The organism is Bradyrhizobium sp. IC3195 (assembly GCF_020193585.1).
Taxonomy (GTDB): Bacteria; Pseudomonadota; Alphaproteobacteria; order Rhizobiales; family Xanthobacteraceae; genus Bradyrhizobium; species Bradyrhizobium yuanmingense.
In genome coordinates, this window is record NZ_JADYVG010000009.1 from 104,078 (window position 1) to 130,277 (window position 26,200).

Annotated in this window: 22 protein-coding genes and 1 pseudogene; 8 read left to right on the forward strand and 15 right to left on the reverse strand. The window is 64.0% G+C overall.

Translation table 11 applies throughout. The features are described from left to right. Positions 1-96 precede the first annotated feature (96 nt). Both I6F09_RS19205 and I6F09_RS19210 read left to right on the forward strand, forming a co-directional pair. Positions 97-1,503: a PLP-dependent aminotransferase family protein gene (locus I6F09_RS19205; RefSeq protein ID WP_225188856.1), complete on the forward strand. Its 1,407-nt coding sequence runs from the start codon at positions 97-99 to the stop codon at positions 1,501-1,503. 157 nt (positions 1,504-1,660) lie between these two features. Beyond that, positions 1,661-2,980, forward strand: coding sequence for a hypothetical protein (locus I6F09_RS19210; protein WP_225188782.1), 1,320 nt, complete (start codon positions 1,661-1,663; stop codon positions 2,978-2,980). 50 nt (positions 2,981-3,030) lie between these two features. Here the strand turns inward: I6F09_RS19210 and I6F09_RS19215 are convergent, their stop codons facing one another. Together I6F09_RS19215 and I6F09_RS19220 are read right to left on the reverse strand one after the other, a co-directional pair. After that, positions 3,031-6,180 (reverse strand): GAF domain-containing protein, encoded by a 3,150-nt coding sequence (locus I6F09_RS19215; protein WP_225188783.1) that lies wholly within the window; start codon positions 6,178-6,180, stop codon positions 3,031-3,033. A gap of 171 nt (positions 6,181-6,351) precedes the next feature. After that, a complete protein-coding gene (locus I6F09_RS19220; RefSeq protein WP_225188784.1) occupies positions 6,352-7,125 on the reverse strand; it encodes a helix-turn-helix transcriptional regulator in 774 nt (257 codons plus the stop codon). Between the two features lie 111 nt (positions 7,126-7,236). Between I6F09_RS19220 and I6F09_RS19225 the strand changes: the two genes are divergently transcribed. Beyond that, on the forward strand, positions 7,237-8,316 hold the full coding sequence (locus I6F09_RS19225) for a zinc-binding alcohol dehydrogenase family protein (protein WP_225188785.1): 1,080 nt from the start codon (positions 7,237-7,239) through the stop codon (positions 8,314-8,316). Between the two features lie 92 nt (positions 8,317-8,408). Here the strand turns inward: I6F09_RS19225 and I6F09_RS19230 are convergent, their stop codons facing one another. The 8 genes from I6F09_RS19230 to I6F09_RS19265 all read right to left on the reverse strand — a co-directional run bounded on the left by I6F09_RS19230 (position 8,409) and on the right by I6F09_RS19265 (position 17,358). Continuing rightward, complete coding sequence (locus I6F09_RS19230) at positions 8,409-9,113, reverse strand: ABC transporter ATP-binding protein (protein ID WP_036010093.1); 705 nt, start codon at positions 9,111-9,113, stop codon at positions 8,409-8,411. Between the two features lie 7 nt (positions 9,114-9,120). Beyond that, entirely contained in the window at positions 9,121-10,401 is a 1,281-nt protein-coding gene (locus I6F09_RS19235; protein WP_036010095.1) for a lipoprotein-releasing ABC transporter permease subunit, read from the reverse strand. Between the two features lie 90 nt (positions 10,402-10,491). Further along, positions 10,492-11,811, reverse strand: coding sequence for a proline--tRNA ligase (proS, locus tag I6F09_RS19240; protein WP_225113118.1), 1,320 nt, complete (start codon positions 11,809-11,811; stop codon positions 10,492-10,494). A gap of 164 nt (positions 11,812-11,975) precedes the next feature. Next, on the reverse strand, positions 11,976-13,538 hold the full coding sequence (locus I6F09_RS19245; RefSeq protein ID WP_225188786.1) for a CopD family protein: 1,563 nt from the start codon (positions 13,536-13,538) through the stop codon (positions 11,976-11,978). Then, on the reverse strand, positions 13,538-14,056 hold the full coding sequence (locus I6F09_RS19250) for a YcnI family protein (RefSeq protein ID WP_036010104.1): 519 nt from the start codon (positions 14,054-14,056) through the stop codon (positions 13,538-13,540). Before I6F09_RS19250 ends, I6F09_RS19245 begins: the two co-directional genes overlap by 1 nt. A 29-nt stretch (positions 14,057-14,085) precedes the next feature. Beyond that, entirely contained in the window at positions 14,086-14,583 is a 498-nt protein-coding gene (locus I6F09_RS19255; RefSeq protein WP_225188857.1) for a copper chaperone PCu(A)C, read from the reverse strand. A 104-nt stretch (positions 14,584-14,687) separates the two neighbouring features. Next, the gene (locus tag I6F09_RS19260) at positions 14,688-16,898 is read right to left on the reverse strand and encodes a TonB-dependent receptor (RefSeq protein WP_225188787.1); all 2,211 of its coding nucleotides are present in this window, start codon (positions 16,896-16,898) and stop codon (positions 14,688-14,690) included. Positions 16,899-16,983: 85 nt separating this feature from the next. Beyond that, positions 16,984-17,358, reverse strand: a complete 375-nt coding sequence (locus tag I6F09_RS19265; RefSeq protein WP_193374985.1) for a DUF2946 family protein — start codon at positions 17,356-17,358, stop codon at positions 16,984-16,986. A gap of 481 nt (positions 17,359-17,839) precedes the next feature. Between I6F09_RS19265 and I6F09_RS19270 the strand changes: the two genes are divergently transcribed. From I6F09_RS19270 to I6F09_RS19285, 4 genes are all read left to right on the forward strand, one after another. Beyond that, the gene (locus I6F09_RS19270) at positions 17,840-18,244 is read left to right on the forward strand and encodes a globin (protein WP_225170919.1); all 405 of its coding nucleotides are present in this window, start codon (positions 17,840-17,842) and stop codon (positions 18,242-18,244) included. Positions 18,245-18,386: 142 nt separating this feature from the next. After that, on the forward strand, positions 18,387-19,406 hold the full coding sequence (locus tag I6F09_RS19275) for a sugar ABC transporter substrate-binding protein (protein ID WP_225133764.1): 1,020 nt from the start codon (positions 18,387-18,389) through the stop codon (positions 19,404-19,406). Positions 19,407-19,421: 15 nt separating this feature from the next. Beyond that, a complete protein-coding gene (locus I6F09_RS19280) occupies positions 19,422-20,924 on the forward strand; it encodes a sugar ABC transporter ATP-binding protein (RefSeq protein WP_225188788.1) in 1,503 nt (500 codons plus the stop codon). An 11-nt stretch (positions 20,925-20,935) separates the two neighbouring features. Further along, positions 20,936-21,961, forward strand: a complete 1,026-nt coding sequence (locus tag I6F09_RS19285) for an ABC transporter permease (RefSeq protein ID WP_225188789.1) — start codon at positions 20,936-20,938, stop codon at positions 21,959-21,961. A 268-nt stretch (positions 21,962-22,229) separates the two neighbouring features. Here I6F09_RS19285 and I6F09_RS19290 read toward each other — a convergent pair whose 3' ends face one another. Together I6F09_RS19290 and I6F09_RS19295 are read right to left on the reverse strand one after the other, a co-directional pair. Next, positions 22,230-22,931 carry an L-2-amino-thiazoline-4-carboxylic acid hydrolase gene (locus I6F09_RS19290; RefSeq protein WP_225188790.1) on the reverse strand — a complete coding sequence of 234 codons (702 nt, stop codon included), beginning with the start codon at positions 22,929-22,931 and terminating at the stop codon, positions 22,230-22,232. 46 nt (positions 22,932-22,977) lie between these two features. Beyond that, positions 22,978-23,370: a RidA family protein gene (locus I6F09_RS19295; RefSeq protein WP_225188791.1), complete on the reverse strand. Its 393-nt coding sequence runs from the start codon at positions 23,368-23,370 to the stop codon at positions 22,978-22,980. 130 nt (positions 23,371-23,500) lie between these two features. On the opposite strand from I6F09_RS19295, the gene I6F09_RS19300 reads away from it, so the two are divergent. Beyond that, positions 23,501-24,127 carry a LysR family transcriptional regulator gene (locus tag I6F09_RS19300; protein WP_225188792.1) on the forward strand — a complete coding sequence of 209 codons (627 nt, stop codon included), beginning with the start codon at positions 23,501-23,503 and terminating at the stop codon, positions 24,125-24,127. Between the two features lie 224 nt (positions 24,128-24,351). Here the strand turns inward: I6F09_RS19300 and I6F09_RS19305 are convergent. The 3 genes and pseudogenes from I6F09_RS19305 to I6F09_RS19315 all read right to left on the reverse strand — a co-directional run bounded on the left by I6F09_RS19305 (position 24,352) and on the right by I6F09_RS19315 (position 26,197). After that, a pseudogene (locus tag I6F09_RS19305) lies at positions 24,352-25,218 on the reverse strand (ABC transporter substrate-binding protein). A 514-nt stretch (positions 25,219-25,732) separates the two neighbouring features. Beyond that, positions 25,733-25,963, reverse strand: a complete 231-nt coding sequence (locus tag I6F09_RS19310) for a hypothetical protein (RefSeq protein ID WP_225188793.1) — start codon at positions 25,961-25,963, stop codon at positions 25,733-25,735. A gap of 33 nt (positions 25,964-25,996) precedes the next feature. Next, positions 25,997-26,197, reverse strand: coding sequence for a hypothetical protein (locus tag I6F09_RS19315; RefSeq protein ID WP_225188794.1), 201 nt, complete (start codon positions 26,195-26,197; stop codon positions 25,997-25,999). Between the last annotated feature and the right edge of the window lie 3 nt (positions 26,198-26,200).

Below are 26,200 nucleotides of genomic sequence, written 5' to 3' on the forward strand. Positions count from 1 at the left end.
TCGGGGGATGAACCCTCCCTCTTGCCCCCTTAGGTGCCCCTGCACTGGTCCACAAAAAAGCACCAAGAACGTACAAAACTCGTGTACCACGCAGGCATGACGAGGCCGCTGCATCTGGAGCTCGATCGATCTGCAAAGACGCCGCTGGCCGAGCAGATCCACAAGGGGATCAGGACCGCGATCGAAAGCGGCGTTCTCGCCCCCGGCGCACGCCTGCCCTCCTGGCAGGATCTCGCCGCCCAACTCGGCGTCGCCCGCGGCACCGTACGGGTGGCGTACGAAAAGCTCTCATCCGCCCAACTGATCGTCGCAAGCCGCGCGACTGGAACCCATGTCGCCGACAGGCCCCCGTTCCCAGTAAGGCGGGACAGCGCCCCGTCGCCCGGCTCGTTCATGGAGATGTACCAGGAGCTGACGGCGGGGCCCGCGATCTTCCAGATGGGCGTGCCTGCGCAGGAGACCCTTCCCGCGACATTGCTGGCGCGGATGCGCGCGCAGGCAGTTCGGGCGGAGGTGAGCGCACCGGCCATCTACCCGGATCCACGCGGCGAGCTGGCGTTGCGGCGCGAGATCGCGGCCTACCTCGCGCTGGCGCGCGGGATCGAATGCGCGCCGTCCCAGATCATCGTCACTGCCGGTTTCAGCGGCGGCCTTGGCTTGGCGCTCCGCGTCCTCGGACTCGAGCAGAAGAAGGCCTGGATGGAGGACCCTGGCTTTCCCTTTACCCGGCACGGTCTCGCGCTTGCGCGATTGTCGGTTGCGCCGATCCCCGTTGATGCGGACGGCATCGATGTCGATTACGGCATGAAACATGCTCCTGATGCGGCACTGGTGGTCGTGACACCGGGCCAGCAGGCGCCGCTCGGCTCCACATTGTCGCTTGTGCGGCGCTCACGCCTGCTCGACTGGGCAGCGCAAAGCAAGGCATGGGTGATCGAGGATGACTATCTCAGCGAGCTTCAGCTCAAGGGCCGGGCGACGCTGGCGCTCGCATCGCTCGACCGCGCCGGCCGCGTCATTCACATCGGCTCTTTCAGCAAGACGGTGACGCCTGCCCTGCGGCTGGGCTTTGTCGTCGCACCGGCCGCCCTGGCGTCGCAATTTGCCGAAGCTGCTGCGTGCCTTGCGCCCGCGCCTGGGCCGGCGGTGCAGCGCGCGATGGCCGACTTCATGCGCGAGGGCCATTATCTGCGGCATCTTCGGCGCACGAAGCGGGTTTACGCTGCACAAGGCGATGCATTGCTGAAGTACCTTCGCGCGCGCACCGCGAACATTGCGCTTGCCGGGTTGGCGGCGGTCCTGCAATTGGCGGACGGAGCACCCGATCTGGCCGTCGCCAGGGAAGCAGCACGGCTGGGACTTGCGCCTACGCCGCTATCGCTCTGGTATGCGTCGAACGGATCAGTGCGCCCGGGACTTTTGCTCGGCGTGGCAACGTCTCCGCTCAAACGAATTGAGGCGTCCTGCGATCGACTGTTGCAAATCATCGATCGTCTGACCTGATCTTGACTGACGGACGACAGCACGCCGCGCATGGGTGCGTTGCTGCGGTGGCCGGTGAACGAAATAAGCGTGCACCGGCCGGCCATCAAAAGTTGTGATAACGGTGGTCCTCATGTAGGGTCGAACCTCTTCCTCGCCGTGCGTGGTCGCTTGCTGCATGCATGTCCGTATCCTGCTCCTCCTTGCCTCGCTCTTGCTTCCCGGCACTTTGCGTGCCGAAGCAATGCCGGCCGAGAAAGCCGGCTTCGCCTCCAGGCTGACGATCTATCTCGCCAAGGGACCTGCCGACGCATGCGGGCCGGGCTGCGATCGCTGGATTGCCATCGAGGGCGAAATCGATCGGGAGGCGGCGCTGCGCATTCGCCGCTTCCTTGCCACCGTCAAGGACCTGCAGCGTCCGATCTATCTCCATTCGCCCGGCGGCAACGTCGAGCAGTCCTACGCGATCGCGCGGTTGCTGCGCAGCCGCAAGGCGATTGCCAGGGTCGGCCGGACGATCGCGACCGCCTGCGCCGCGGGCACGCAGGGAGACGCCGCTTGCTTGAAGCTCAAGAACGCGAGCGGCGAGGTCGAGGCCGAACTCACCACGAACCGTGCCATGTGCAACTCGGCCTGCGCATACCTGTTTCTCGGGGCGGCATCGCGCGAGGTCGCCCCCGACGCCACAATAGCGGTCCATAATTCCAAGCTGGTGCTCGCCTTCGACGGACGGCCCGATCCGGCGGCGGTCGCGGAATACAGGCGCCGCCGGCTCTTGGCGGCCGATCGCGATCGTGCCGCGTTCATCGCCGCGATGGGAATTGGTCGCGAGCTCGATTCGCTGATCCGGACGGTGAAATTCGAAAGCCTGCACGTGCTGACGCGATCCGAGCTCCACGGTTTCGGCATCGACACGCGACCGCTCGCTGAGACAAACTGGTCGCTGGAGAAGGAGGCCCGGCCGTTCGTTCGCAAGATCGCCACCGCAAAGAAGGCGAACGGCTCCGCGTTCCGAACGATGGAGCTGCGCCTGTCTTGCGAAAGCAGCAAGGGCGCACCGCTGACATTTGCGGCCGAGGTCGACGAAACGGCCACCGGCAAGAGCACGATCCTGATCACGGCGGATGCCGACAAGGAGAAGACGGCCGGAGGATCTCCGGTGCGGACCGGCAAGCACGAGGTCTGGCGCAGCAACATCGACCCCGACATGGTCAAGGCGATACTGGCCTCCCGCTCCCTGCATGTCCGCGAAAGCACGCCGATCGCGGACGACAAGACGGACATCATGACATTCGAGCTCGACCTGGCGGGCCTGCCGTCACAATGGGCTCGGCTCAAGGCATCCTGCGCATTGCCGACGCCGGGCCCGACAAGCTCCTGGCCGACGACGCCTGGGAAAGCGGCTCCCTGGCAGGCAGTTCATTGGCCCGAGAGCCCTTGGACGCCCGCCCCCCAACTGACCGTCAGCACAAACCCTCGGCCCGCTCCGTCGCCTTGAAATGACGTCGGACATCGCCCCGGGCGGGCGATTCAACACGCAACATTCATTCAACCCTCATCGAGCAGGGAGCGGACCTTGGCGGCCAGGTCTTCGATCGCAAAGGGCTTGGACAGCAAATGCTTGCCGGCATCGAGCACGCCATTGTGGACGATCGCGTTGCGCGTGTAGCCGGTGGTGAACAGCACTTTCAGATCCGGGTATCGTCTCGACAGCTCGGCCGCGAGTTCGGCACCGGTCATGTCGGGCATGACGACGTCGGTGAACAGCAGATCCGGAACGAAACCGCCTTCGATCTTGCCGATCGCCTCCCGGGCGCTGGCGGCCTCGACGACGGTATAACCAAGCTCGCGCAGGCTTTCGGACGAGATGCCGCGGACCCGCTCGTCGTCCTCGACGACGAGGATGGTCTCGCTCTGCGGACTTGCACCGGGATGCAGCACGCCGTGCGACGGGGTTGAGACAGGCTCCTCGCCCGCGAAGCGTGGAAGATAGATCTTCACGGTCGTGCCGACGTCCACCTCCGAATAGATTTTGACATGGCCGCCCGACTGCCGCACGAAGCCGTATACCTGGCTGAGGCCAAGTCCAGTCCCCTTGCCGACGACCTTGGTCGTAAAGAACGGATCGAAGACCTTTCCCAGCACGTCGGCCGCGATGCCCGTGCCGTTGTCCGTCACCGCAATGAGCACGTACTGCCCGGGCTGCAGCGCGTATTCGCGGGCGTATTTTCGATCTATCGAGGCGTTGGCGGTTTCGATCGTCAGCCTGCCACCCTTCGGCATGGCATCGCGTGCATTGACAGCAAGATTGACGAGAGCGCTTTCGAGCTGCGCAGGGTCTGCCTTGACGCGCCAAAGGCCAGCCGCGAGGACCGTCTCGAGACGGACGAGCTCGCCGAGCGAGCGCTCGAGCAGCTCACTCATCTCACCGACCATCTCGTTGATGTCCACGACCTCGGGCGCAAGAGGCTGCTGCCGCGAGAACGCCAACAATCTTTGCGTCAACGTGGCGGCACGGTTCGCACCATCCGTTGCACTATCCAAGAAGCGGTCAATGTTGAGCTCGCCCTTGCCGAGCCGCCGCTTGGCGAGATTCAAGCTGCCGAGGATGACGGCCAGCATGTTGTTGAAGTCGTGGGCGATCCCCCCGGTCAATTGCCCGACGGCTTCCATCTTCTGCGATTGCCGCAATTGCTCCTCGGCCTTCATGCGCTCGGCGATCTCGTCGGCGACACGTTGTTCCAGCTCGGCATTGAGCGCTTCGAGCCTGGTCAGCAGCTGGGCATTGTCAATGGCCGTCGCGGCATGGCCGGCAATGCCGAGCAATGCGGATTCGTGCTCCTCGTGGAATCGACCGACCTCCGCATGACCGAAGAAAAGCCCACCGAGCACCTCGCCGCTGCGCGAGATCACGGGGACCGCCAGATAGGACCGGACCGGAAGATGGCCCTCGGGCATGCCTTTCCGCGGCGCATTCTTGCCATAGCGCGGGTCTTGCAGGATGTCGTCCGACCTCACCACGCCCGTGCCCTTGAAGGTCGGCTCGAACACGGCGGTGGCGCGCGGCATCGGGAAGTTTTCGAAAGCGGATCGCGGCACGCCGGACAGCGAATACAGCATGTAGCTGCCGCCGTCCGCGGCCAGGACGTTGTAGAAGAAGGCTCCGAACTGGGCGCCCGTCAGCTCGACGCCGGCATCCGTCACGATCTGCACGATCCTCTCGAGATCGCGTTCGCGGGCAACCGATGCTCCCGTGTCGTTGAGGATCCTCAGATGACGCTCGGTCTTCTTTTGCGCGGATATATCCAGCACGGTCCCGATGAATCGCGTGGCGTGGCCGTCAGAAAAGATCGCGTGACCCGTTGCGGCGATCCAGCGCTCGACACCATCCTCGATGCCGACGGTGCGGTATTCGATGTTGTAGCTTCCCGGAGAATTGGGCTGTAACGCGGTCGAGACGGCCTCATGGGCGCGCTGCCTGTCGTCGGGATGGATGCCCTTCAGGAATGAGCCCTCGTAGCTGACCTCGGCATCCGGTGAGAGACCGAACACCTCCTTGCAGCGGTTATCCCATCGAAGAATGTCGTTGACCGGATCGTAGTCCCAGGTGCCGATTCCGGCGGCCTTGTTGGCGAGGACGAGCCGCTCGGCAGCTTCGCGCGCCGCCTGCTCCGATCGGACGCGCTCGATGTGCGCCCATGATCGCTCCGTCACCTCGGTGAGCAAGGCAAGTTCGCGCGGCGTCCAGGAATGCGGGCCGCGGTGATGAATGGCCATCAAGGCGGTCAGGCGCCCTTCCTTCACCAAGGGCATGCAGATCGTCGAACCGATCCCGATGCGCTGGAATGTGGCGGCTTCCTCGGGAGCGATCTCCTTCAGATTGTCGTTGATGATGAGGGGCCGGCCGGCGCCCAGCTCTCGCACCGCCTTCTCTCCGAAGTCGGCAAGACTGTAGTGCCCCACTATGTGCATCGCACCGGGGGCAGCCCAATCCCCGCGGATGGTGAAGCCGTCCTGATCGGGATCCATGTCGGCATAGGCGCAGTTGGAGACGCCGAGATACTCACCGACCATTCGCGTCGTCACTGCCATGACGCCGTCTGCATCGCGCGTCTTGGCCGTTTCCTTGTTGAGAGCGTCCAGGAAGAGGAGCCGCGCCTCGTTCTGGCGCACCGCGCTCTCGGCGCGGCGACGTTCAACGGCGGTGCGGGTGCGTTCGGCAACCTCGCGGATGAGCTCGAGCTCCGCCGGGGTCCATTCGCGCGGCGTGGCATTGTTGATGTAGAGCAGCGCCACGACCCCATCGGGCTCGGAGATCGGCATGTTGACGAATGCGCGCGCCGAGATCGCCTCGAGAGCTCGGGCGCGGTCGCCGACGCGAGCGTCCTTTTCAGCATCGGCGCAGACGACCGTCTCGCCCCGCTTCAAGTCTTCGATATAGCTGCCATAGTCGCGAAAGCGCAGCACGCCGGCCAGGCTCAAGATCCCAGGCGCATTCCAGTCGCGCGCGATCGTGATGGTCTCGGCGGAGGTGTCGACGGTGCCGTAACCTGCCCGGCTGACATTGAGGCTGCGGCCAAGCAGCTCGGCCGCCGCATAGGCGAGATCGTCGGGGCTGCCGATCTCTCGAATATGATCGCCGAGGGTGGCCAAGACGGCGTTGCGGTCGGCCGAGGATCCCCCGGTCGCTGTCGTCATCGGTTAACCCCGAACACGTCCCTCGCTCCACCTGCACAATGATGAGACAGTAACTGTAGGTGGGGCCTTCGGTTCCCGGCGCGAGGGGCGGCTCAGTATCAAGACGCCTCTCGGGTCCTGCTCGGCCCAGCGCGCGATGCAGGTGGTCAAGTGTCTTCAACAACGGCGGGCTTAGAGCGGCGTATAGATCACGAGCTTCAACGCGGGATCGTCATTGGCCTGGAAGCTGGTGTGCTCGAAGTGCAGCACGCCCTTGGTCGGATGGTTCATGGTCTTGCGGCCCGAGATGGTGCTGCGAACGTCGTGCGCCTCCCACCATTCGACGAATTCCGGACTGCTCTCGCGCAGCCGCGTCAGCAGCTCCGTGAAGGCGGGATCGCCGGCCCAGACGTCGTGATTGGCGCGAAACATCGCCACCATCGCCTTGGCTACGTCGGTCCAGCCGGCGCCGTAGGATTTTCGCGTCTGCTTGTTCGTCAACATAAGAAGCAGCGTGTTGCGATCCTGCTCCGGCAATCGCCCGAACCCGAACACCTCCTCGGCCGCATCGTTCCAGGCCAGCACGTCCCAGCGCCGGCCGGTGATGTAGGCCGGCTGATGCAGGCTCTCGATCATGCGACGAATGGGCGGAGGCACGATCTCGCGGGTGAAGGGGCTCCTTGCGGGCTCGCGCGCCAGCGCCTTGAGGTGGGCGTGCTCGGCCTTGCTGAGACGGAGGGCCCGGGCCAGCGCATCCACGGTGGTCACGGACGGGCTGACCGTGCGGCCCTGCTCGAGACGGATGTACCAGTCGACGCCGATGCCGGCGAGCTGCGCGACTTCTTCGCGGCGCAGCCCCGCGGTGCGCCGGCGCCGGCCCACCGGAAGCCCGACCGCCTTCGGCGACAGCTTTTCGCGGCGGGACCTCAGGAAGTCCCCGAATTCAACGCGGCGTGGATCGACCATGGCGGGTGTCCCGGCGATGGAGGGCCTATGAAATACTAGGATAATACCAGGCCTTCCTGACTTCCGCCAGGGCAGCGCATACGGACTTCACCCGACCTCGAGGTGAACATCATGAAAGCTGCCGTACTCAAATCCTTCGGCTCGCCGCTGGCGATCGAGACTGTCCCCGAACCGGTGCTCGGCACCGGCGAGGTCATCGTCGACGTCGTCGCGACGCGCGTGCTGTCCTACATGAACGAGGTCTTCGACGGGACGCGCAACTACGCGCTCGACCTGCCAATCATTCCAGGCCCAGGCGGCATCGGCCGCGTGCGCGCGATCGGTCCGGACGCGACCAGGCTTGCCGTCGGCAACTGGGTGTTCTGCGATCCGACAGTGCGCTCGCGCGATGACGCCGCGCCGCCGGATATCGCCCTGCAGGGCCTGACCGCCGCGGGACCCGGCGGCATGCGCCTGCAACAGCACTTTCGCCACGGCTCCTTCGCCGAGCAGATGCGGGTGCCGACCGAGAACGTCAAACCCCTCGGCCCGATCACGTCCGAGCAGGCGACACAATGGTGCGCGCTGGGCACGCTGCTGGTGCCCTATGGCGGCTTCCTTGCGGCAAACCTTCGCCCGGGCGAGACCGTGCTGGTGAGCGGCGCCACCGGCAATTTCGGCAGCGCCGCCGTCTCCGTCGCGCTGGCGATGGGCGCAGCCTGCGTGGTCGCGCCGGGCCGCAACGAACGGATCCTCGCCGACCTCGTCCGCCGCTTCGGGGCGCGGGTGAAGCCGGTCAAGCTCTCGGGTGACGAGGACGACGACCGTGAGACGATGAAGCGCGCCGCACCGGGGCCGATCGACTGCGTCTTCGACATCATGCCGCCCTCGGTGAGCCCGAACGTCGTGCGCGCGGCAGTCATGACGGTCCGCGCTTACGGACGCGTCGTGCTGATGGGTGGCGTCGGCATGGCGGGCGGGCCGGGCCTCGAGCTGCCCTACCCCTGGATCATGCGCAACTGCATCAGCATCCACGGCGTCTGGATGTATCCGCCCGATGCGGCCAGCCGCCTGATCGCACTGGTGCGTGCCGGGCTGCTGCGGCTGGAAGAGTACGAGACAGAGACCTTCGATCTCGACCACGCCAACGAAGCCGTGGCGCATGCTGCCGCCAATGGCGGACCGTTCAAATTGACGGTGATCAGGCCCTGAATTGTGAGGCGGCGACGGACCGCCGTCTTCGATTTTTTTCGGAAGTCTCACCAAGCACTTGGCTACTGTGCATGGGGTTGTTTTCGAGCTCTTTAGTCGAGTTCGACCACTTGGCCGTTCGACAGCGAGACGCGCCGGTCCATACGGCCGGCGAGCTCCATGTTGTGGGTGGCGATCAGCATCGACACGTGCGTCGCCTTGACCAGTTGCATCAGGGCCTGGAACACGTGCTCGGCGGTGCCGGGGTCGAGATTGCCGGTCGGCTCGTCCGCAAACAGCACGCGCGGCGCATTGGCCACTGCACGGGCGATGGCGACACGCTGCTGCTCGCCGCCGGACAGCTCGGCGGGGCGATGGGTGATGCGGTCGCCGAGGCCGAGATAACCCAGGATCTCCTTGGCACGCTTGACGGTCTCGGACTTCTTCAGGCCGCGGATCATCTGCGGCAGCATGACGTTCTCGAGCGCCGAGAACTCCGGCAACAGCCGATGCGACTGGTAGACGAAGCCGATATCGGTGCGGCGCAGCTGGGTGCGCTCGATGTCGGGCAATTGCGAGGTCGGTGCGCCCGAGACATAGACCTCGCCGGAATCGGGGGCTTCCAGCAGCCCAGCGATGTGCAGCAGCGTCGACTTGCCCGAGCCCGACGGCGCCACCAGGGCGACGGACTGGCCGGCCCACAGCGCCAGCTTGGCGCCGTCGAGGATCGTCAGCGGCACCTCGCCCTGCAAGTACTGCCGCTTTATCTCGTGGAGATAAATGACCGGTACATCTTCTGCCCCCTGCTGCTGCTCCATCAGTCCCTCACTCGTACCGGAGCGCTTCGACGGGATCGAGGCGCGCGGCGCGCCACGACGGATAGAGCGTCGCCAGGAACGACAGCGTCAGCGCCATGATGACGACGGCCGTGGTCTCGCCGACGTCGATCTCGGCGGGCAGTTTCGACAGGAAGTAGAGCTCCGGCGAGAACAGCTCGGTCGAGGTCAGCCAGGAGAGGAATTGCCGGATCGATTCGATGTTGACGCAGATCACGAGGCCGACGCAGAAGCCGACCAGCGTGCCGACCACGCCGATCGAAGCGCCCGTGATCAGGAATATCCGCATGATCGATCCCTGCGAGGCGCCCATGGTGCGCAGGATCGCGATGTCGCTGCCCTTGTCCTTCACCAGCATGATCAGGCCGGAGACGATGTTGAGCGCGGCAACCAGCACGATCATGGTCAGGATCAGGAACATCACGTTGCGTTCGACCTGGAGCGCGTTGAAGAAGGTCGAGTTGCGCTGCCGCCAATCGACCAGGAAGATCGGCCGGCCCGCCGCCTCCGTCACCGCCTTGCGGAAGGCGTCGATCCTGTCGGGGTTGGTCGTGAACACCTCGATCGAGGTGACGTCGTTGCTGCGGTTGAAATAGGCCTGCGCCTCGGCAAGCGGCATGAACACGAAGCCGAGATCGTATTCGGACATACCGATCTCGAACACCGCGACGATCTTGTACGGTTTTATGCGCGGCGTCGTTCCCATAGGCGTCACTGCGCCCTTCGGCGCCACCAGCGTGATGCTGTCGCCGGCATGCAGCGAAAGCTGATCGGCGAGGCGCCGGCCGATCGCAACGCCCTGCCCTTCGTCAAAGCCCTCGAGGGAGCCCTGCTTGATGTTCTTGGCGATCGAGGTGAGGTTGTTGAGATCGTCGGAGCGGATGCCGCGCACCAGGACGCCCGAGGCGTTCCAAGGCGATGACGCCAGCGCCTGACCGTCAACCACGGGCGCCGCGAGCCGGATGCCCTCGACCTGGCTGAGGCGGTCGGCAACGTCCTTCCAGTCGGTCAGCGGCGATTCCAGGGGCTGGACCAGGATGTGGCCGTTGAGGCCCAGGATCTTATCGAGCAGCTCCTTGCGGAAGCCGTTCATCACGGCCATGACGATGATCAGCGTCGCAACGCCGAGCATGATGCCGAGAAAGGAGAACCCGGCGATGACCGAGATGAATCCCTCTTTCCGCCGCGCCCGCAAATAGCGCGCCGACAGCATCCACTCGAATGGCGCGAAAGGCGCGGTTTGCACGGTTTCAGTCATGGTCTCATCCATCGCTCGATAATCCCATGATTCGGGGTCAATTGTGGCCGGATTGGCGGCCGCGATATCGCGCGATGAACAATATTCAGCCGATCAGCCTTCTCAGCCCACAAGTCTTGCAACCGCGTCGGCAGGCGACATGGTCTCGCGCGCGCCGTCGCTGCGCCGCTTGATCTCGACCTTGCCGTCGGCGAGCCCCTTCGGCCCGATCATGATCTGCCAGGGGATGCCGATCAGGTCGGCGGCGGCGAATTTGGCACCGGCGCGTTGATCGGTGTCGTCATAGAGCACGTCGACGCCCTTGGCCGTGAGCTCGGCATAGAGCTTCTCGCAGGCCGCATCGACGGCCGCATCGCCCTGCTTCAGGTTGAGGATCGAGACGCGGAACGGTGCCACCGCTTCCGGCCATTTGATGCCGGCATCGTCATGGCAAGCCTCGATGATGGCACCCAGCAGGCGCGAGACGCCGACACCGTACGAGCCGCCATGGATCGGCACGTCGACACCATCAGGCCCCGCCACGAGCGCCTTCATCGGCTCGGAATATTTGGTGCCGAAATAGAAGATCTGGCCGACCTCGATGCCGCGGGTGTTCACCCGCTTGTCCACGGGCACCTCCTGCTCGAACCGCGCGGCATCGTGGACGTCTTCGGTCGCCGCATAGAGCGAAGTCCATTGCTTGATGATCGGCGTCAGGTCGCTCTCATAATCCACGTCCTCGCCCGGCACCGGCAGGTCCAGCACGTCGCGATTGATGAACACGCCGGATTCGCCGGTCTCGGCGAGCACGATGAACTCGTGGCTGAGATCGCCGCCGATCGGGCCGGTCTCGGCGCGCATCGGGATCGCCTTCAGCCCCATCCGCGCGAAGGTGCGCAAGTATGCGACGAACATCTTGTTGTAGGCGACACGCGCCGCGGCCTCGTTGAGGTCGAAGGAATAGGCGTCCTTCATCAGGAACTCGCGGCCGCGCATCACGCCGAAGCGCGGACGCTGCTCGTCGCGGAATTTCCATTGGATATGATAGAGATTGAGCGGCAGGTTCTTGTAGGACTTCACATAGGCGCGGAAGATCTCGGTGATCATTTCCTCGTTGGTCGGTCCGTACAGCAGCTCGCGCTTGTGGCGGTCGGCGATGCGCAGCATCTCCGGGCCGTAGGCGTCGTAGCGGCCGCTCTCGCGCCAGAGGTCGGCGAGCTGGAGCGTCGGCATCAAGACCTCGATCGCGCCGGAGCGATTCTGCTCCTCGCGCACAATCTGCTCGATCTTCTTCAGCACGCGAAAGCCGAGCGGCAGCCAGGCATAGATGCCCGCCGCCTCCTGCCGGATCATGCCGGCACGCAGCATCAGCCGATGCGAGACGATCTCCGCCTCTTTCGGATTTTCCTTCAGGATGGGCAGAAAGAACCGCGACAACCGCATGGTAATACTCTGGGAATCAGTGATCGCCTGCAGTGAAACCGGATTGGGAGCGAAAACACAAGACGGGAATGAAGAAAAGCCGCTAACGCGGCGAAATACTTGTCATTTTTCCGTTGCCTTCAGGTTTGACTTCAGGAGCACCGTGCTCAGCAAAGCCGGTGAGCCTAGGGCGGTGGCACCTCGAGTTCATCCGCCAGCGTGATCTTCTCGAAATCGCTCACGAGCGCCTCGATGCGCACACGCCAGCGGCCGGCGAAGGGCAGCTCGACCTTGCGCACGTGCCAGTAGCCATCCGGCCCGAGCAAGGCGTCCCGTTCCATCGGCTCGATGCCGCGCTCAGGCAGGCTGAGCGTCAACGTCACCTCTTTGGCCGCCTGGGGCGTCCCCTCGCCGGTCATGAGCTGGAGCACGAAATCGTCCTTGCCGACCTTTCCAGGCGACACCAGCACCTGGAACATCGCCTTGTCGCCGTGGATGTGGATCGCCAAAGGCGTCTCCGGAATGATCGTTCGCGGCGGCGGCGTGAAGCGCCAGCCGGCGACGACGGCAAAGATGGCGAGGGCGATCACGCATTCGAGGAGGATCGAGCGCTTGAGGATGGTCTGGGCTCCACGATCGCGGGCGAGTGCCGGAGTGAGGCGGAAGCGGTTGAGCGCCGCAAGTGCGAGCAGCATGAGAACCAGGCCGAGCTTGATCGAGAGGATGAGGCCATAGCGGGTCTCGACCAACGCCGAAACTTTTTCGAGCTGAACAATCGCAAGGGCGAGGCCCGTCAATGCCAGCACGCCGACCGCCGGCATGGCGATGCCCGAGAAGCGCTTCACGAGGGCGAGTGTTGCCGGCGTCGGCTTCGACAGCAAAGCCGCGAGCGGAGCAAGAGCGCCGATCCATAGCGCAACGCACAGACCGTGAAGAAACATCGCCGGGCGCATCATCATTCGAGGCGGCGCCGTTGCGGCATGCCCGCTCATGGCGAGCGACAGGCCCACGCCGACCATGGCAATGATCGCAAGAGCCCGCGAAGACCATGCGCTGCGGAGCGCCAGCAAGGCGAACAGCATCGCGGCGGCAGCAACTAGAAACGCGCGGCCGGCACTGGTTGCGACCGCGACCTTCCAAGGCGCGGCCGTCGCGAGCGCCGCCGGCGGCAGGCCGAGGAGATCGAGGCCTAGCGCTCCGAGCGATACCACTGCGCTCGAAAGGCCGACCGCGAGTGCCATGCGCGGCACGGTCATGCCGGCCAGAGACCATGATATCCAGCGCGCAAACCACACACCGCCGACGCCTATGAACAGACCGAGATACAGGCCAACGCGCGCCAGCCAGATCAGCGCGGCCAACCAATGGTCAGTACTCGCGGACGGCTTCGTCTCCGACGGCATGCCGACTGAAAACATCACCGATCCCACGATCGGATGGCCATCCTGCGAGACCACGCGATAGCTGACGACCGCGGTCCCCTCAGGCAGATCCGCCGGCATCTGGATCGAAATCGTGTCGCCGGACGCACTGACGCGCGTCTCGTCCCGCGCCCTGCCCGTCCCGTCGATCAGCCGGATCGCGCCCGGCGTTACCGGTTCGTTGAACCGCAGCTCCACCACCTTGGGCGCGGTCGCGAGCGTGCTGCCGCTCGCCGGCTCGACCGAGATCAGCGCCGCATGCGCGAGCGCACCGCTCGCGAAGCCCGCAGCGAAGAGCAGCGTCGCGAGCGCTGCGAGGAGGCGCATCAGGGTTTCGGCAGGAGCTTGACGCCAGGCGCCGGCGACTTGCCCTCATGCGAATGGCTTGACCCCTCGGTTGGGATCTCGATCCAGCGACGAACGCCGGTCTCGCATTCCTGAACCACTGGGAAGTACAAGGTCGTGTTCGCCTTGAGCTTGTCGGTCAGCACCGTCTGCATGATGAACTCGTCATAGTTCTTGTCCGCCAGCTTACCGCCGGACCACGCCACCTCCTTGACGCCGGACGAGAGCTTGTTGCCGTGATAGTCGTATTCCCCCGCATATTTGCCCTCGACGACGTCGATGGTCCAGCCGGCCTTCGGCATCGGCTTCACCGCGATGACCCCTTCCGGAATCTGCACGCGGAGCTTCACCGTCGGCGAGCCCGCGCAGCCATGCGGCACGGTGAACACCGCCTTGTAGGACGCGCCGATTGTGGCGTGCTTGGTCTCGAGAGAGACATGCGCCGCCACTGGTGATGCGGCGACCGCGGCAATCAGAATCAGGCAGCATCGCTTCGACATATTCGGTCTCCCGAGAGTCCAGAACAGTCTCATTTCATCTTCATTCCCGAATGATCCGGCATTTTCTTCATGTCCATGTGACCCGAGTGCCCCCCACCGCCCGGTGCTTGCGCGCCGACGCCCTGGACGTCGAGCGCAACGGTGATCTTTCCGGCCTTCTCGAACTGAAGCGTCACCGGCACCTTGTCGCCCTGCTTGAACGGCCCCTTCAGCTCCTGAAGCATCAAATGATTGCCGCCGGGCGCGAGCTTCACGGTCTTGCCGGGCTCGATCGCCAGTCCCTTGTCGAGCGCGCGCATCTTCATCACGCCGTTGTCCATGGCCATCTCGTGAATCTCGGCCTTGCCTGCGATATCGGCGGACACGCTGACCAGCCTGTCGGCGGCGCTCCCCTTGTTTTCGATGGTCAGATAGCCGCCGGCGACCTTGGCGCCGCCCGGCGTCGCCCGGCTCCAGGCCTGCGAGACCACGAGATCGCCGGCCTTGACGTCCTCGGCTGCGACCCCTGCGCTGGTGCCGAGCAGCATAGCGACGGCGAGAAATGATAGATTGATCCTGTTCATTTGGTTCCCTCGGCTTTGATCTGATCGAGCACGGTCGGTCTTGGTGGTTTCGGCAGCCTCAGTGCGCTTTACCATCGATACCTCATTCCGGTGTAGACCGCCCGGCCGGCACCTGGCTCGAACAACGCCGACGTCGCGGTGGCGCGATCGATGATACTGACGCTTGCAATGTAGGTCCTGTTGGTGAGGTTTCGACCCTCGATATAGGCGGAGAACGGCCCGCCATTGTCGAAGCCCGCTTTCAATCCGAGCAGTGCATACGGCTCGGTCGTCAACGTGTTCATACTGTCGACAAAATAGGCCTGCGGCACCCATTCGACGTTCGGACCAGCATAGAACCCGGTCGGATGCTTATAGAGCAACTCGGCGCGCAAATAGTGACGCGGCGCGCCGGGCAGCTGGTTGTTGCCGAACGCCGTGTCGCTGTCGAAGCGAAAATCGCTGTAAGTATAAGCGAGGTTGAGCCACACCTCGTCGGGCGCGCCTCCTGTCACGAAGATATCGCGGAAGATTGCTGCCCCTGCCCCCGCCTCGACGCCCTGGTGGAAGGTTCGGTCGGCATTGGTCACGTTGCAATTGCCGAACGCGCTGTACAGGCACAGCAGCTCATCGCGGATATCGGCGCGATAGGTGGTCAATTCCCACGAATAGTCGGGCCGTCGCATGCGGGTCCCTATCTCGTAGGTCGTCGCAATCTGCGGGCGGATGCTGGTGAACGGAATCGTCGGAATGCCAGGACCGCGCGCGCTCTCGCCGAAGCTCGGCACTTCGGCGCTCCGCGAAACATTGGCGAAGGCCTGCCACGTCGGGTCGATCTGCCACAGCAGGCCCGCCTTCGGCGACCACAGATCAAAGCGGGTTGCTCCCGACTGGTCGCCGTCGCTGAGAAACCGGTCCTGCCGATTGCGGGTCGCATGCAGGAATTGCGTGCCGGCGATCGCGGCGACATTCGGCAGAAAGTAGAAGCTGTCCTCCACGTAAACCGAGGTGTTCTCCGAGCGATCGATCGACGACGACAGCAATGCCCCCTTCTGTCCGGCAATGTTGGCGAACTGCTGGTTGTCGATGCTGCCGTTCAACAGGTTGACGCCCGCAACCAGCCTGTTGCGGTAACCGCCGATGATGCGGTCGTCCGTAACCTTCGCGAAGCCGCCATAATCCTTGTAGCGATAATCGAGCCACTGGAAGATCGGATGCATGAGGTGCCGATCGACGCCGAAAGCGCCGAACTCCAACCTGGTGTCGTCGAATCGGATCGTCGTCTTGTTTGCCAGCCTGATCGTGTCGATGTTGCGCTGCTGGTCCAGCGCAACGTTCGCCGGAGCCGCGGCCTCCGGATTGGTCAAGGCAGACGCCTTGGTGACGGTTCCTGGAATGCGCTGCCGCACCTCGTTGGCGTTAAGATAGAATCGCGTCTCGAAATCCGGCGAGAACTGGTAGCCAACATTGCCGCTCACGCGGTTGCCCGAGCCGAAGCTGTGATCGCGGAAGCCGTCCGTGGCCTGCGTTGATGCGGTGACGAAACCATCCCACGGCCCGTTGGCGCCTCCTGCATTGGCCTGCAGTCGCCTGAAGCCGAAGGCTCCCACGTCGAGCGAGACTCCATTCGGAAATCGGTCGCGTCCCGATGGCGTCACGAAGTTGACGGCGCCTCCCAGCGAATTGGCTCCGAACTGCAGCGCGTTCGCGCCCTTGTACACCTCGACGTATTTGTAGGCGGTCGGGTCGATCTCCTGGAAATCGCCGTAGCCGTCCGCCGTATTGATCGGGATGCCGTCCATGTAAAGCTGCACGCCGCGCAGATGGAAATTGCGCGACAGGCCGGATCCGCGGATCGAAAGCCGGGTGTCGTCGCCCCATTTCGGCTGCGCAAACACGCCGGGAACGTAGTCCAGGACATCCTTGATCGTGCTGGCGGGAGTCGAATTCCGGTAGGCCTCCGCTGCGACCAGCGCTACGCCGCCCGGCGTCTGGTTGATCTCGCTCAGTGCCTGCTGGGCGGTGAGAACCGCCAGGGCACCAGGGCCAGGGGTCCCTTCGGAAGCTGCCGTCGGTTGCGGACGCGCAGTTGCGGGCGCGTGGGCCCGCGTTGATCGCGCGGGCGTTCGCTGTGCGCGGGCTGGTGAGGCGCGTTTCTCCCGCGGCGCGTCGACTGTGACGGGAGGAAGCTCGCGTCGGTTTTCCTCCGCGATTGCGCTGGATGGCACAACGAGGGCAGAAGCTGAGGCAAGCAGAATTTTGCGTGCGGAAAGCAGTCGAAAGAAGCCTGTACGAGGCATGAGGTCATTCCTGATGCCGGCGGAGAGCCGGTGCATAGCGATCCCGGCACGGCCGAAGCCGGCGCGGAGCTGAAGGTTTCGCGGATCAGGAAATGCGAGGGGGAGCGCGCGCCCAAGCGCTCGAACCGTCGATGGCGGCGAGGACGGGCGCGTTCGCCACGTGCCAGACGATGCGGGCGATGGGGCGGACGGGAGTTGAGAACGCCGCATGGGGCGGCGCGTCAAGCGAAGCGTCAGCGTGCGCGAGGCAACAAAGCGCACATGCGCCAGCTTTTGCGGCCGGTGTCCCGGTCTCGTCGACCGGGCCGCCCTGCTCACTTGCGCTGTGGCAGATGACGCCTGCAGAGAACGGATCGGCCGCAGCCTGGCCGGCCGCGAGACAGGCGGCGATCGGCGCCAGCACCTGCATCACCAAGGCGAGCAGGACCAGAGGCAGAAATTTTTGCAGGCGTGCGCGCATCCGCCGGACCATTCGTTCGTGCGCTAACTAATCACTCGGGCGCAGCCGAGTCGAGGCCAGTTCCACCGCCTGTTGGGCCCTGCGCAAACTGCTCGAAAGCTGTGGCCGGACCGCCCTACGCCCGAGCCCGGCCGGTATCTAAGGCAGGGAAACCTGCCCGGCCATCCACAAATTTCTTATATCTGTCATATGTTTAGGTAGGCAGAAGCCCGAACGTTTCGTCAGCTGCTCCTATTTTGAACATTCGTTGCCGAAAATGATGACAAGTGAGAAAAGTTGATCTAGCATCCCTCTTGCTCAGGCGCTGACCGCGAGGTCGAGGCCTGGTGGTCCAAGTCTCGGGAGGAGCCCCTGGCGCGCAAAACGCAGCGTCGCCCCGTCAATCAAGATCAAATCTTAAGATCGGGGATAATAGGGTCGACACAATTTTTGAGCGGGGCCAGGGCCCCGCTCTTTTTTTGCCCGCGGCGCTGAACCGTCGATGAACGCGGCCTTTCATCCCATCCACGACAGCTTCGAACGTGCGGCCTCGCGCTGCGCCGACCTCACGCCGTTCGTCTATCGACGTCTGTTCGATCTCCATCCGGAAACGCAGGCGATGTTCCGCACGGACGGCGGTGACCTCGTGAAGGGGTCGATGCTGGCGCTGACGATCGAGGCGATTCTCGACTTCGCCGGCGAGCGCCGCGGGCATTTCCGGCTAATCGCGTGCGAGGTCGCCTCGCACGACGCCTATGGCACGCCGCGCGAGCTGTTCATCGCGTTCTTCGCCGTCATCAGGGATGCGCTCCGCGATCTGCTCGGCGATGAATGGACGCCCGAGATCGCGCAGTCCTGGGATACATTGCTCGCCGAGATCGACGCATTCGCCGCCGCGGCCACCTGACGCTTTGCGCTGCACCAACGCACGGGCTGCGACGACGCTGCGGCTGAATGCAGATTGAGTGCGAACAACTCTTGTGAGAGACTTTCGGAGATCGGTAGCGCTACCAATGACGCGCCGACGACAAAATATATGGGAGCGAGCGATGTCCGGGACGAAAGATTTCTCGACGACCAGGCGCGATCTTCTTCAGGCGGCTGCGACCGCCGGCGCCGGAGCTGCCATCCTCGGCAGCATGGGCATAAACCCCGCACTGGCCGCAGTCGGACGCAGCGAGAAGCCGTTGAAGGCGGCGTTCTCCAACGCCGGCCTCCAGGCCACCTGGTGCGCGCAAGGCAAGCAGGCGGCGGAATTCTGGGGCAAGCTGTTCAATGTCGAGGTGACCTGGTTCGACGGGCAGCTCGATGCGGTGAAGCAGCGCGCGGCGATCGACAACATGGCCTCGCAGAAATGGGACTTCGTCGCGATCCAGGCCTTCGGCATCGGCACCCTCACCCAGCCGGTGCAGAAGATGATCGATGCCGGCACGCCTGTGATCGACATGGACACGCTGATCGCGCCGCTCGATCAGATCAACGTCCATTCCTTCCTCGCTCCCGACAACGAGTTCATGGGCGCTTCGGTGACACAGGCGCTGTGCAACGCCATGGGCGGCAAGGGCAAGATCATCATGACGCAGGGCGCGCTCGGCCACACCGGTGCGCAGGGCCGCGCCAAGGGCTTCAACTCGGTCGTCAAGCAATTCCCGGGCATCGAAGTGCTGGACACCCAGCCGGCCGATTGGGACGTCTCGAAGACCGCCCGTCTCTGGGAGACCTATCTGACCAAATACCCGCAGATCGATGCGGCCTTCTTCCACAATGACGACATGGCGCTGGCCGCCGCCAACATCATGAAGGCGCGCAATCGCACCAACATCCTGATCGGCGGGGTCGACGCCATGCCGCCGGCGATCCAGGCGGTCAGCGAAGGCCGCATGTTCGCGACCGTCCGCAATCCGTCCTGCCGCATCCATGGCGGCGCGATCGTCGCGGGCGTCTCCGCCGTGGTCGGCGGCGAGAAGAGCGGACAGGGCATCCCGAAGAACGTCGTCACCGACGGTCCGGTCGTGACCAAGGCGAATGCGGCCGGGATGCAGTGGATGCAGGATCACTTCCTGATCTGAGCCTCCAGATCCTTCATGAGCGTGGGACAACAGCCCATCCTGGAACTGCAGGGCATCACGAAGAGCTTCGGCGGCGTCGAAGCGCTTCGTGGTGTCGACTTCGCGCTCTATCCCGGCGAGATCCATGGTCTCGTCGGCGAGAACGGCGCCGGCAAGAGCACGCTGATGAAGATCATCGCCGGCGTGCACACCGAGTTCTCCGGCCGCTTCCTGGTCGACGGCCAGGAGATGCATTTTCGCTCGGCGCGCGATGCGCACGCCGCCGGCATCGCCATGGTGCACCAGGAGCTCAGCGTCGCGCCCGACCTGACGGTCGCGGAGAACGTCTTCCTCGGCAACCAGCCGACCAACGCCTTCGGCCTCGTGCAATGGCGGCGGATGGCGCGCGAGGCGGGCGAGCAGCTCGCCCGCTTCGGCATCGACGTCGATCCGATGGCACGGCTCGGCGACCTTCCGATCGGGCTGCAGCAGTTGATCGAGATCGCGCGCGTGCTGTTCTCCGGCGCGCGCATCGTCATCCTGGACGAGCCGACCTCCGCCCTCTCCCCGCCCGAGGTCGAGCGCCTGTTCACAACGCTCCGGCGGCTGCGCGAGCAAGGCACTGCGATCGTCTTCATCTCGCATTTCATCGAGGACATCCTGCTGGTGTCCGACACGGTGACCGTGTTCCGCAACGGCCGCAAGGTTGCGGAGACGGCGAGCGCCGCGACCAGCAAAGGCGCGCTGATCGAGGCCATGATCGGCCGCGGCGGCGAGGCGCTCGAGCATAGCTACACCGACGATCTGATGCTGCCCCAGCCGAGCGACAGCAAGGTCATTCTCAGCGTCGACCAGCTGTCGCTGTCCCGCAGCCTCCAGGACGTCTCGTTCGAGGCGCGGGCCGGTGAGGTGCTCGGCATCTACGGCTTCATGGGCTGCGGCCAGCAGGAGCTGTCGCGCATCCTGTTCGGCAAGCTGAAGCCGGACGGCGGCACGCTTGCAGTCGAAGGCGTGACGAAAACGTTCGCCAGCACGGCGGCGGCGCGCCGCGCCGGCGTGGCGCTGGTGCCGGAGAGCCGGCGCGACATGCTGTTCCACCAGGAGCCGGTCTACAAGAACATCTCGATCAGCATTCTCGACCGCATCTCCTCGCTGCTGCTCAAGCCGGCGCAGGAGCGCGACATCGCCAAGCGCCAGGTCGAGCAGCTGCAGATCAGGCCGCCAGTGGTCGGTCTCGATCTCGGCATGCTCTCGGGCGGCAACCAGCAGAAGGTCGCGCTGGCGAAATGGCTGACCTATCCGCCCAAGCTGCTGGTGCTGTGCGAGCCGACCCGCGGCATGGATGTCGGCGCCAAGAACGACGTCATCAACATCGTGCGCGACCTCAGAACGAAGGGGCTCGCGATCATCGTGCTGTCGACCGAGCCGGAAACGGTGCTGTCGCTGGCCGACCGCATCCTCGTGCTCAAGCGCGGCGCCTTGGTGCGTGAATTCAAGAACGAGCCGGTCAGCAAGGACCGCCTGCTGGAAGCGGCGTGACGGAGAAGCACATGAGCAGCGAGACGGCTTTGGCGACAGGACAACGGGCGCGGGGCCTTGCGCCCTTCCTGCGCTCGCAGATGCGCAACATCGCCCCGTTCCTGACGCTGATCTTCCTCACCGCCTTCTTCGCCTTCGCCAGCCCTTCCTTCGCAACGCTCGACAATCTCGGCAACATCCTGACCCAGGTCTCGGTGACGGGCATCATCGCTGTCGGCCTCACCTTCGTGATCCTCTGCGCGGAGATCGACCTGTCGGTCGCGAGCATTGCCAATGTCACGGGCATTGCGGTCGCCTACTTCACGCTGCAGGAATCCTACGTCAATATCGCCAACATCCCCCTGCCAGGCGCAGTCGCGATCATCCTGTCGCTCCTGCTCTGCGCCCTGCTCGGTCTCGTCAACGCGCTGGGGCTGACCGTGATCGGCATCCCCTCCTTCATCATGACGCTGGCGATGATGCAGATCGCCGCCGGCATCTCCGCGCTGCTGGTGCGCGGCCAGATCGCCTACAAGGTGCCGAGCCTGATCACGACGCTCGGCTCGGGCTCGATCGGCGGCATCCCCTGGATCGTCATCGTCGCCGCTATCATGCTGCTCGGCGGCCATCTCGTGCTGACCTACACCCGCTTCGGTCGCTACGTCTACATGGTCGGAGGCAATCGCGAGGCGGCCGAATATTCGGGCCTCAACGTCAAGCTGATCCTCGGTGCGGTGATGGTGATCTCGGCGGTGTGCGCAGGGCTAGGCGGCATGCTCGGCGTCGCCCATTTCGGCAGCGCGCAGCAGAACGAGTTCGACACCTACCTGCTCGACTCCATCGCCGCCGTCGTGGTCGGCGGCACCAGCCTGTTCGGCGGCCGCGGCGGCATCGGCAACACCATCGTCGGGCTGTTCGTGCTCGGCGTACTCAACAACGGCCTCGACCACGTCAACATCGACAGCTTCCTGAAGATCCTGATCCGCGGCCTGATCCTCCTGGCGGCGCTGGTCATCAACGTCTATGCGCAGCGCTTGAGGGAGAAAGCGGCGGAGTAGACCGCCGACAAAACAAAAGTGCGAAAACAACCCCATGCACAGTAGCCGGGGCCAGCGGAATCAATGACTTGCCGGCGGGTGTCGTGAAATTGCGGATTTTGCGAAGCCAATTTGCTCCGTCGGGCAAAACAGGGGTATGATGTCATCATCGGCAGCCGGCTTCGAAAGGCCTGTGCCCCCCGTCATTGCGAGCGCAGCGAAGCAATCCAGAGTCTTTCCGCGGCGGCAGTCTGGATTGCTTCGCTCCGCTCGCAATGACAACGCGGGGCTAACTCTCAGCCTTCACATTCGACGGTAGCCGCGAGAAGCGGAAATTGCAGTGGCTGGCGCCGCCTGCCAGCGTCTGGGTCCGCTCCAGGCGGATGCCTCGCGTGGCGTAGGCGACGAAGTCGAGGCCGCAGATGGTCGGCAGGATCTCGGTGTCGCCGCGGCGCGCCGCGAGCTTGCAGAAGCCGCAGGCCTTGTAGTCGATGCCGAATTCGAAGCTGTCGTGCGGACCCGGCTCGACGAAATCGTAGACGAAATCTTCCGGAAACTCCGCTTGGTGATCTTTTGTAACGCTCCTTCCCGCCTGCTCGCGCATCAAGGCCTGGTTCTCCGGCGACATGAACTGGCGCCCCGCGGCGAGACGCTCGGCTTCGGGGATCGTCAGCAGCTGCGCCTTGTAGGTTTCCCGCTCGATCTCGCCGATCACGGGCACCGGCACGCCGTGGCGCCGCAGCACCCGGCTGATCGCCATGAATCCGGTCAGACGCATGAAGAAATCGCTCATGCGGCTTGCCGCGCCGCCGACATAGGGCATCTGGGTGAGGACGATCTGAAATTCGTCCATCACCTGCTGCCTGATTGCGTCGATGTCGGAGAGATGCGCGCGCTCGCGGAGCATCGGTTCGGCAAGGTCTATTCGCTCGCGCATGGCGGCCTCCATCGCGCGGCGATGCGTCTGGTAGAACGGATGAATCTCAGCCATTGGACACCTGATATGATTGACTCATTGCAACAGCGACGACGCTGCCTCATTCCGCGGCGATCGCCTCGATCTCCAGCAACCATTTGCTGTCGACGGTCTCGACCACCACGACGGTCAGCGCCGGCTGATGCTCCCCGAGCACCGCGCGGCGAATGGCGCGGTTGGCGACGACTTGACTGCGGTCCGTCAGGAACGTGGTGACCTTGACCAGGTGCTCGACTCCGAGACCTGCCGCGCCGAGCACCTCCCTGACATTGCGCCAGGCCTGTTCGCATTGCGCCTCGAAGCCTTCAGGCACGGTGCCGTCGGACTTTTGAGGCACCTGGCCGCTGATGAACAGCAGGCGGTTATGCTGCTTCAGCTCAAGTCCCATGCAGTAGCCGCCGGCGGGCGGATGAACCGTTGCGGGATTGTGGCTGACGACGTGAGCTGGCGACATGGCGTTTCTCCTGATTTGCTCGCCAACCGTAGCCGGCGGCCTCAAAGCTGCGCAAAGCATCTTTGCTGCGGTTCAGCGCAAGAAAATCTATTGCAAGGCCGCGGCCTATCGGTGTCAAAGTGCAGCTGCGATGACCTACGCCCTGCCCCCACTCAACGCGCTCCGCGCCTTCGAGGCCGCCGCGCGCCATCTCAGCTTCAAGCTGGCCGCGCACGAGCTGCACGTGACGCCCGCGGCCGTGGGGCAGCAGGTGAAAGCTCTGGAGGCGCGGCTCGGCGTGCAGCTGTTCGAGCGGCTACATAAGCAGCTCATCCTCACCGAGGCCGGCCAGGCCTATCTGCCCGGGATATCCGAAGGCTTCCGCCACATTGCCGAGGCGACCTCGCAGCTGAAGCCGGCAGGCACGGTGCTGCTGCAAGTGGGGGTCCACGGCAGTTACGACCTGCGCCGCCTCGAACTTGCGGCGTTTCGCAGCGCACATGCGGAGATCGGCTTGAGCGTGCTGCAGCCCGCCGGCCTGCACGAGCTGGTCGAGGGAAAGGTGGACCTCTTGATCGCCCGCGGCGTGAGCCACCATCCCGGCTATCGCTGCGAACGGATCGATGAGGGATCGGGCCCGGGTGATTGGCTGGTTGCGCCTGAAGGCACGGCAGATTGTCCGGAGGTGGTCAGTTTTCGCGTGTGGCTGCGCGCCCTGCCCGCGGCGAAACCGCTCACAGACCGCCGCCCGCGCCTGGTCGGCGGCGTCGGGAGTTGACGGGGCCCCAAGGTTGCGTGCGGAAGCCGAGGACTGCCGTTCAACTCAACGGACCCCCTACCTGTGCAGAGAAGAATCGCGATGACCGTCTATGGCGCGCCGTCATAAACCCGCGCCGCAGCTGGAACGCGGATGAGGTCCGCTGTGCTACTGATAGCCGCACAGAAGCCGGCCTCACCAGAGCTCAGAGTTGGGCCACAAGCCGAAGTCGAGCGCCGTCCTAGCTAAGTGGACCTCGGCGCGACTAGCGTCGCTGGAACTTCAAGCCCGATTATCTTTGCGACCTCGAGGTTGACGACCAGTTCAAATTTAGTAGGAAGACTCACCGGCAAGTCGCTTGGGCGGCTGCCCTTGAGAATTTTACCGACGTAGACTGCCGTATCGCGGTACAGCGAGCTCAAATCAGCCGTGTATGAGACGAGGCATCCTAGCTCGGGCCCCAGCCGCGACGCCGAAAAAACCGGCAGCTTGTTTTTCACTGCAAGGTCGACCGATTCTTTGCTGATCAGGCTTCCCTACAGAACGACGGCATCTATTTGCTTGCCGACTATGCCGCTTAGCGTCGTCTCTAACGCTTTCCCTGGGAGGGTTGTAACCGCGTCGACCTCCATGCCGACGCGTTGAGCGGCGCGAACGTTTTCTGCAAGGAATGGCCGTGTAAAAGGATCAGCCTCGTTGGCGAGCACAGTGAAGCGGCGAGCTCGTGGAATCACCTCGCGGATCAATTCCACGGTCTTGCCAGCGACCTCTGCGGCACTTGCCGAAGTCCCTGTGACGTTGCGGCCTGGCCGAGCAAGGCTATCGACGAGCCCAGTACCCACTGGATCGCCGACCAGTGCCATGACGATTGGAATCCGAGCGGTTGTCTGCTTGGCAATTGTGGCAGGCAATGTCTGGAATGCCACAACGAGATCAACATTGAGTTGCACCAATTCCGCCGCTTTAGCAGCGAGAAGATCAGAGTTTCCTTCGGCCGCACGAATTTCAATCCGTATGTTACGACCGTTGGTGTAACCAAGTGCCCCAAGTTTATCGATAAGTCCGTTTATAAACGACTCGGGCGGTGGCGTACCCAACACGAGGACGCCCATGATCGGCAGCCTTGCTTGTTGCGCACGCGCCGATAGCGGCGCAAAATGCGAAGCCGCCGCACCACCGAGAACAGATGCAAGGAACTCGCGCCGCTTCAAAATTGCTCTCGCTACGAGGTCACGGCCATAGAAATGTCTGCGTGCGGCTTGACCACGGTGAAGACTACACGCCACCGAGTGGGAATGGAAACCACAAACTCTGCGGCCCAATGTCTGCTTTTGGTCAAAACGCGAAGAACTCAGGTTGAGCAAATCTGATCCGCTCTACGTAAGGACAGAGCGATTGCGCCACCCTTCAAGAAGCAGAGCAGCAGTTCACCTTCGGGTCACGGACGGTAATGCTCTGATCGATCGCAAGATTTCCGCGCGCCCCTAAACCAGCGCCGAGCGCGGACGCAGTCCGCTGCGCTGCTGATAGCCGCCGCAGAAGCCGGCCTCAGCAGAGGTCAGAGTTGGGCCAGCAGCGGAAGTCAACATGGGCTGAAATGAAAGAGGACGCCAGTTTGAGGCGGCCCTACTTCATTTTCTTTGATGTGATGGCAATGAAGTAGATGGGCTTCCCCGCTTCATTCGCCACCTCCAGGCTCCATTCCTGGCCGGGCCGGAACTTACCATCAACGTCGTTCAACAGTGCGCCCGCGTACTTTGTGGCCTCGCGCCATGCGACTTCGTCGTTAGGGAGGTCCTCGCCTATGTCATCTTTGCTGGGCGCGACGTTGTGGACGTGAAAGAAGTACCTCGGCATGCTCCGCAAATCCCGATGCAGCGTCGTAGTTTCCTACCCTTCAGGGCGCTCGCGTTGATCTAGTGCGCCTACAATCTTGCCGGAGCGGCGCAGCGCCGCCTCGCTCTCCGCTAATATCCTGAAGCTCCGTTCCATGTCCTCAAGGTGCGTTCGCCTCAATGGGTCGATAGCCTGCTCTTTGGCTTGCCGGTAACGCTCGGCTTCAGCAAGGTACTCTTCAGGGCTCATGAACATGGG

Coding starts and splice junctions, on each gene's coding strand:
- I6F09_RS19285 (WP_225188789.1), top strand. CDS start 20,936: ATGAGCAGCGAGACGGCTTTGGCGACAGGACAACGGGCGCGGGGCCTT.
- I6F09_RS19220 (WP_225188784.1), bottom strand. CDS start 7,125: ATGGTCGATCCACGCCGCGTTGAATTCGGGGACTTCCTGAGGTCCCGC.
- I6F09_RS19235 (WP_036010095.1), bottom strand. CDS start 10,401: ATGGATGAGACCATGACTGAAACCGTGCAAACCGCGCCTTTCGCGCCA.
- I6F09_RS19260 (WP_225188787.1), bottom strand. CDS start 16,898: ATGCCTCGTACAGGCTTCTTTCGACTGCTTTCCGCACGCAAAATTCTG.
- I6F09_RS19280 (WP_225188788.1), top strand. CDS start 19,422: ATGAGCGTGGGACAACAGCCCATCCTGGAACTGCAGGGCATCACGAAG.
- I6F09_RS19290 (WP_225188790.1), bottom strand. CDS start 22,931: ATGGCTGAGATTCATCCGTTCTACCAGACGCATCGCCGCGCGATGGAG.
- I6F09_RS19265 (WP_193374985.1), bottom strand. CDS start 17,358: ATGCGCGCACGCCTGCAAAAATTTCTGCCTCTGGTCCTGCTCGCCTTG.
- I6F09_RS19310 (WP_225188793.1), bottom strand. CDS start 25,963: ATGCCGAGGTACTTCTTTCACGTCCACAACGTCGCGCCCAGCAAAGAT.
- I6F09_RS19295 (WP_225188791.1), bottom strand. CDS start 23,370: ATGTCGCCAGCTCACGTCGTCAGCCACAATCCCGCAACGGTTCATCCG.
- I6F09_RS19300 (WP_225188792.1), top strand. CDS start 23,501: ATGACCTACGCCCTGCCCCCACTCAACGCGCTCCGCGCCTTCGAGGCC.
- I6F09_RS19270 (WP_225170919.1), top strand. CDS start 17,840: ATGAACGCGGCCTTTCATCCCATCCACGACAGCTTCGAACGTGCGGCC.
- I6F09_RS19230 (WP_036010093.1), bottom strand. CDS start 9,113: ATGGAGCAGCAGCAGGGGGCAGAAGATGTACCGGTCATTTATCTCCAC.
- I6F09_RS19210 (WP_225188782.1), top strand. CDS start 1,661: ATGCATGTCCGTATCCTGCTCCTCCTTGCCTCGCTCTTGCTTCCCGGC.
- I6F09_RS19275 (WP_225133764.1), top strand. CDS start 18,387: ATGTCCGGGACGAAAGATTTCTCGACGACCAGGCGCGATCTTCTTCAG.
- I6F09_RS19245 (WP_225188786.1), bottom strand. CDS start 13,538: ATGCGCCTCCTCGCAGCGCTCGCGACGCTGCTCTTCGCTGCGGGCTTC.
- proS (WP_225113118.1), bottom strand. CDS start 11,811: ATGCGGTTGTCGCGGTTCTTTCTGCCCATCCTGAAGGAAAATCCGAAA.
- I6F09_RS19250 (WP_036010104.1), bottom strand. CDS start 14,056: ATGTCGAAGCGATGCTGCCTGATTCTGATTGCCGCGGTCGCCGCATCA.
- I6F09_RS19215 (WP_225188783.1), bottom strand. CDS start 6,180: ATGACGACAGCGACCGGGGGATCCTCGGCCGACCGCAACGCCGTCTTG.
- I6F09_RS19205 (WP_225188856.1), top strand. CDS start 97: ATGACGAGGCCGCTGCATCTGGAGCTCGATCGATCTGCAAAGACGCCG.
- I6F09_RS19225 (WP_225188785.1), top strand. CDS start 7,237: ATGAAAGCTGCCGTACTCAAATCCTTCGGCTCGCCGCTGGCGATCGAG.
- I6F09_RS19255 (WP_225188857.1), bottom strand. CDS start 14,583: ATGCTGCTCGGCACCAGCGCAGGGGTCGCAGCCGAGGACGTCAAGGCC.
- I6F09_RS19315 (WP_225188794.1), bottom strand. CDS start 26,197: ATGTTCATGAGCCCTGAAGAGTACCTTGCTGAAGCCGAGCGTTACCGG.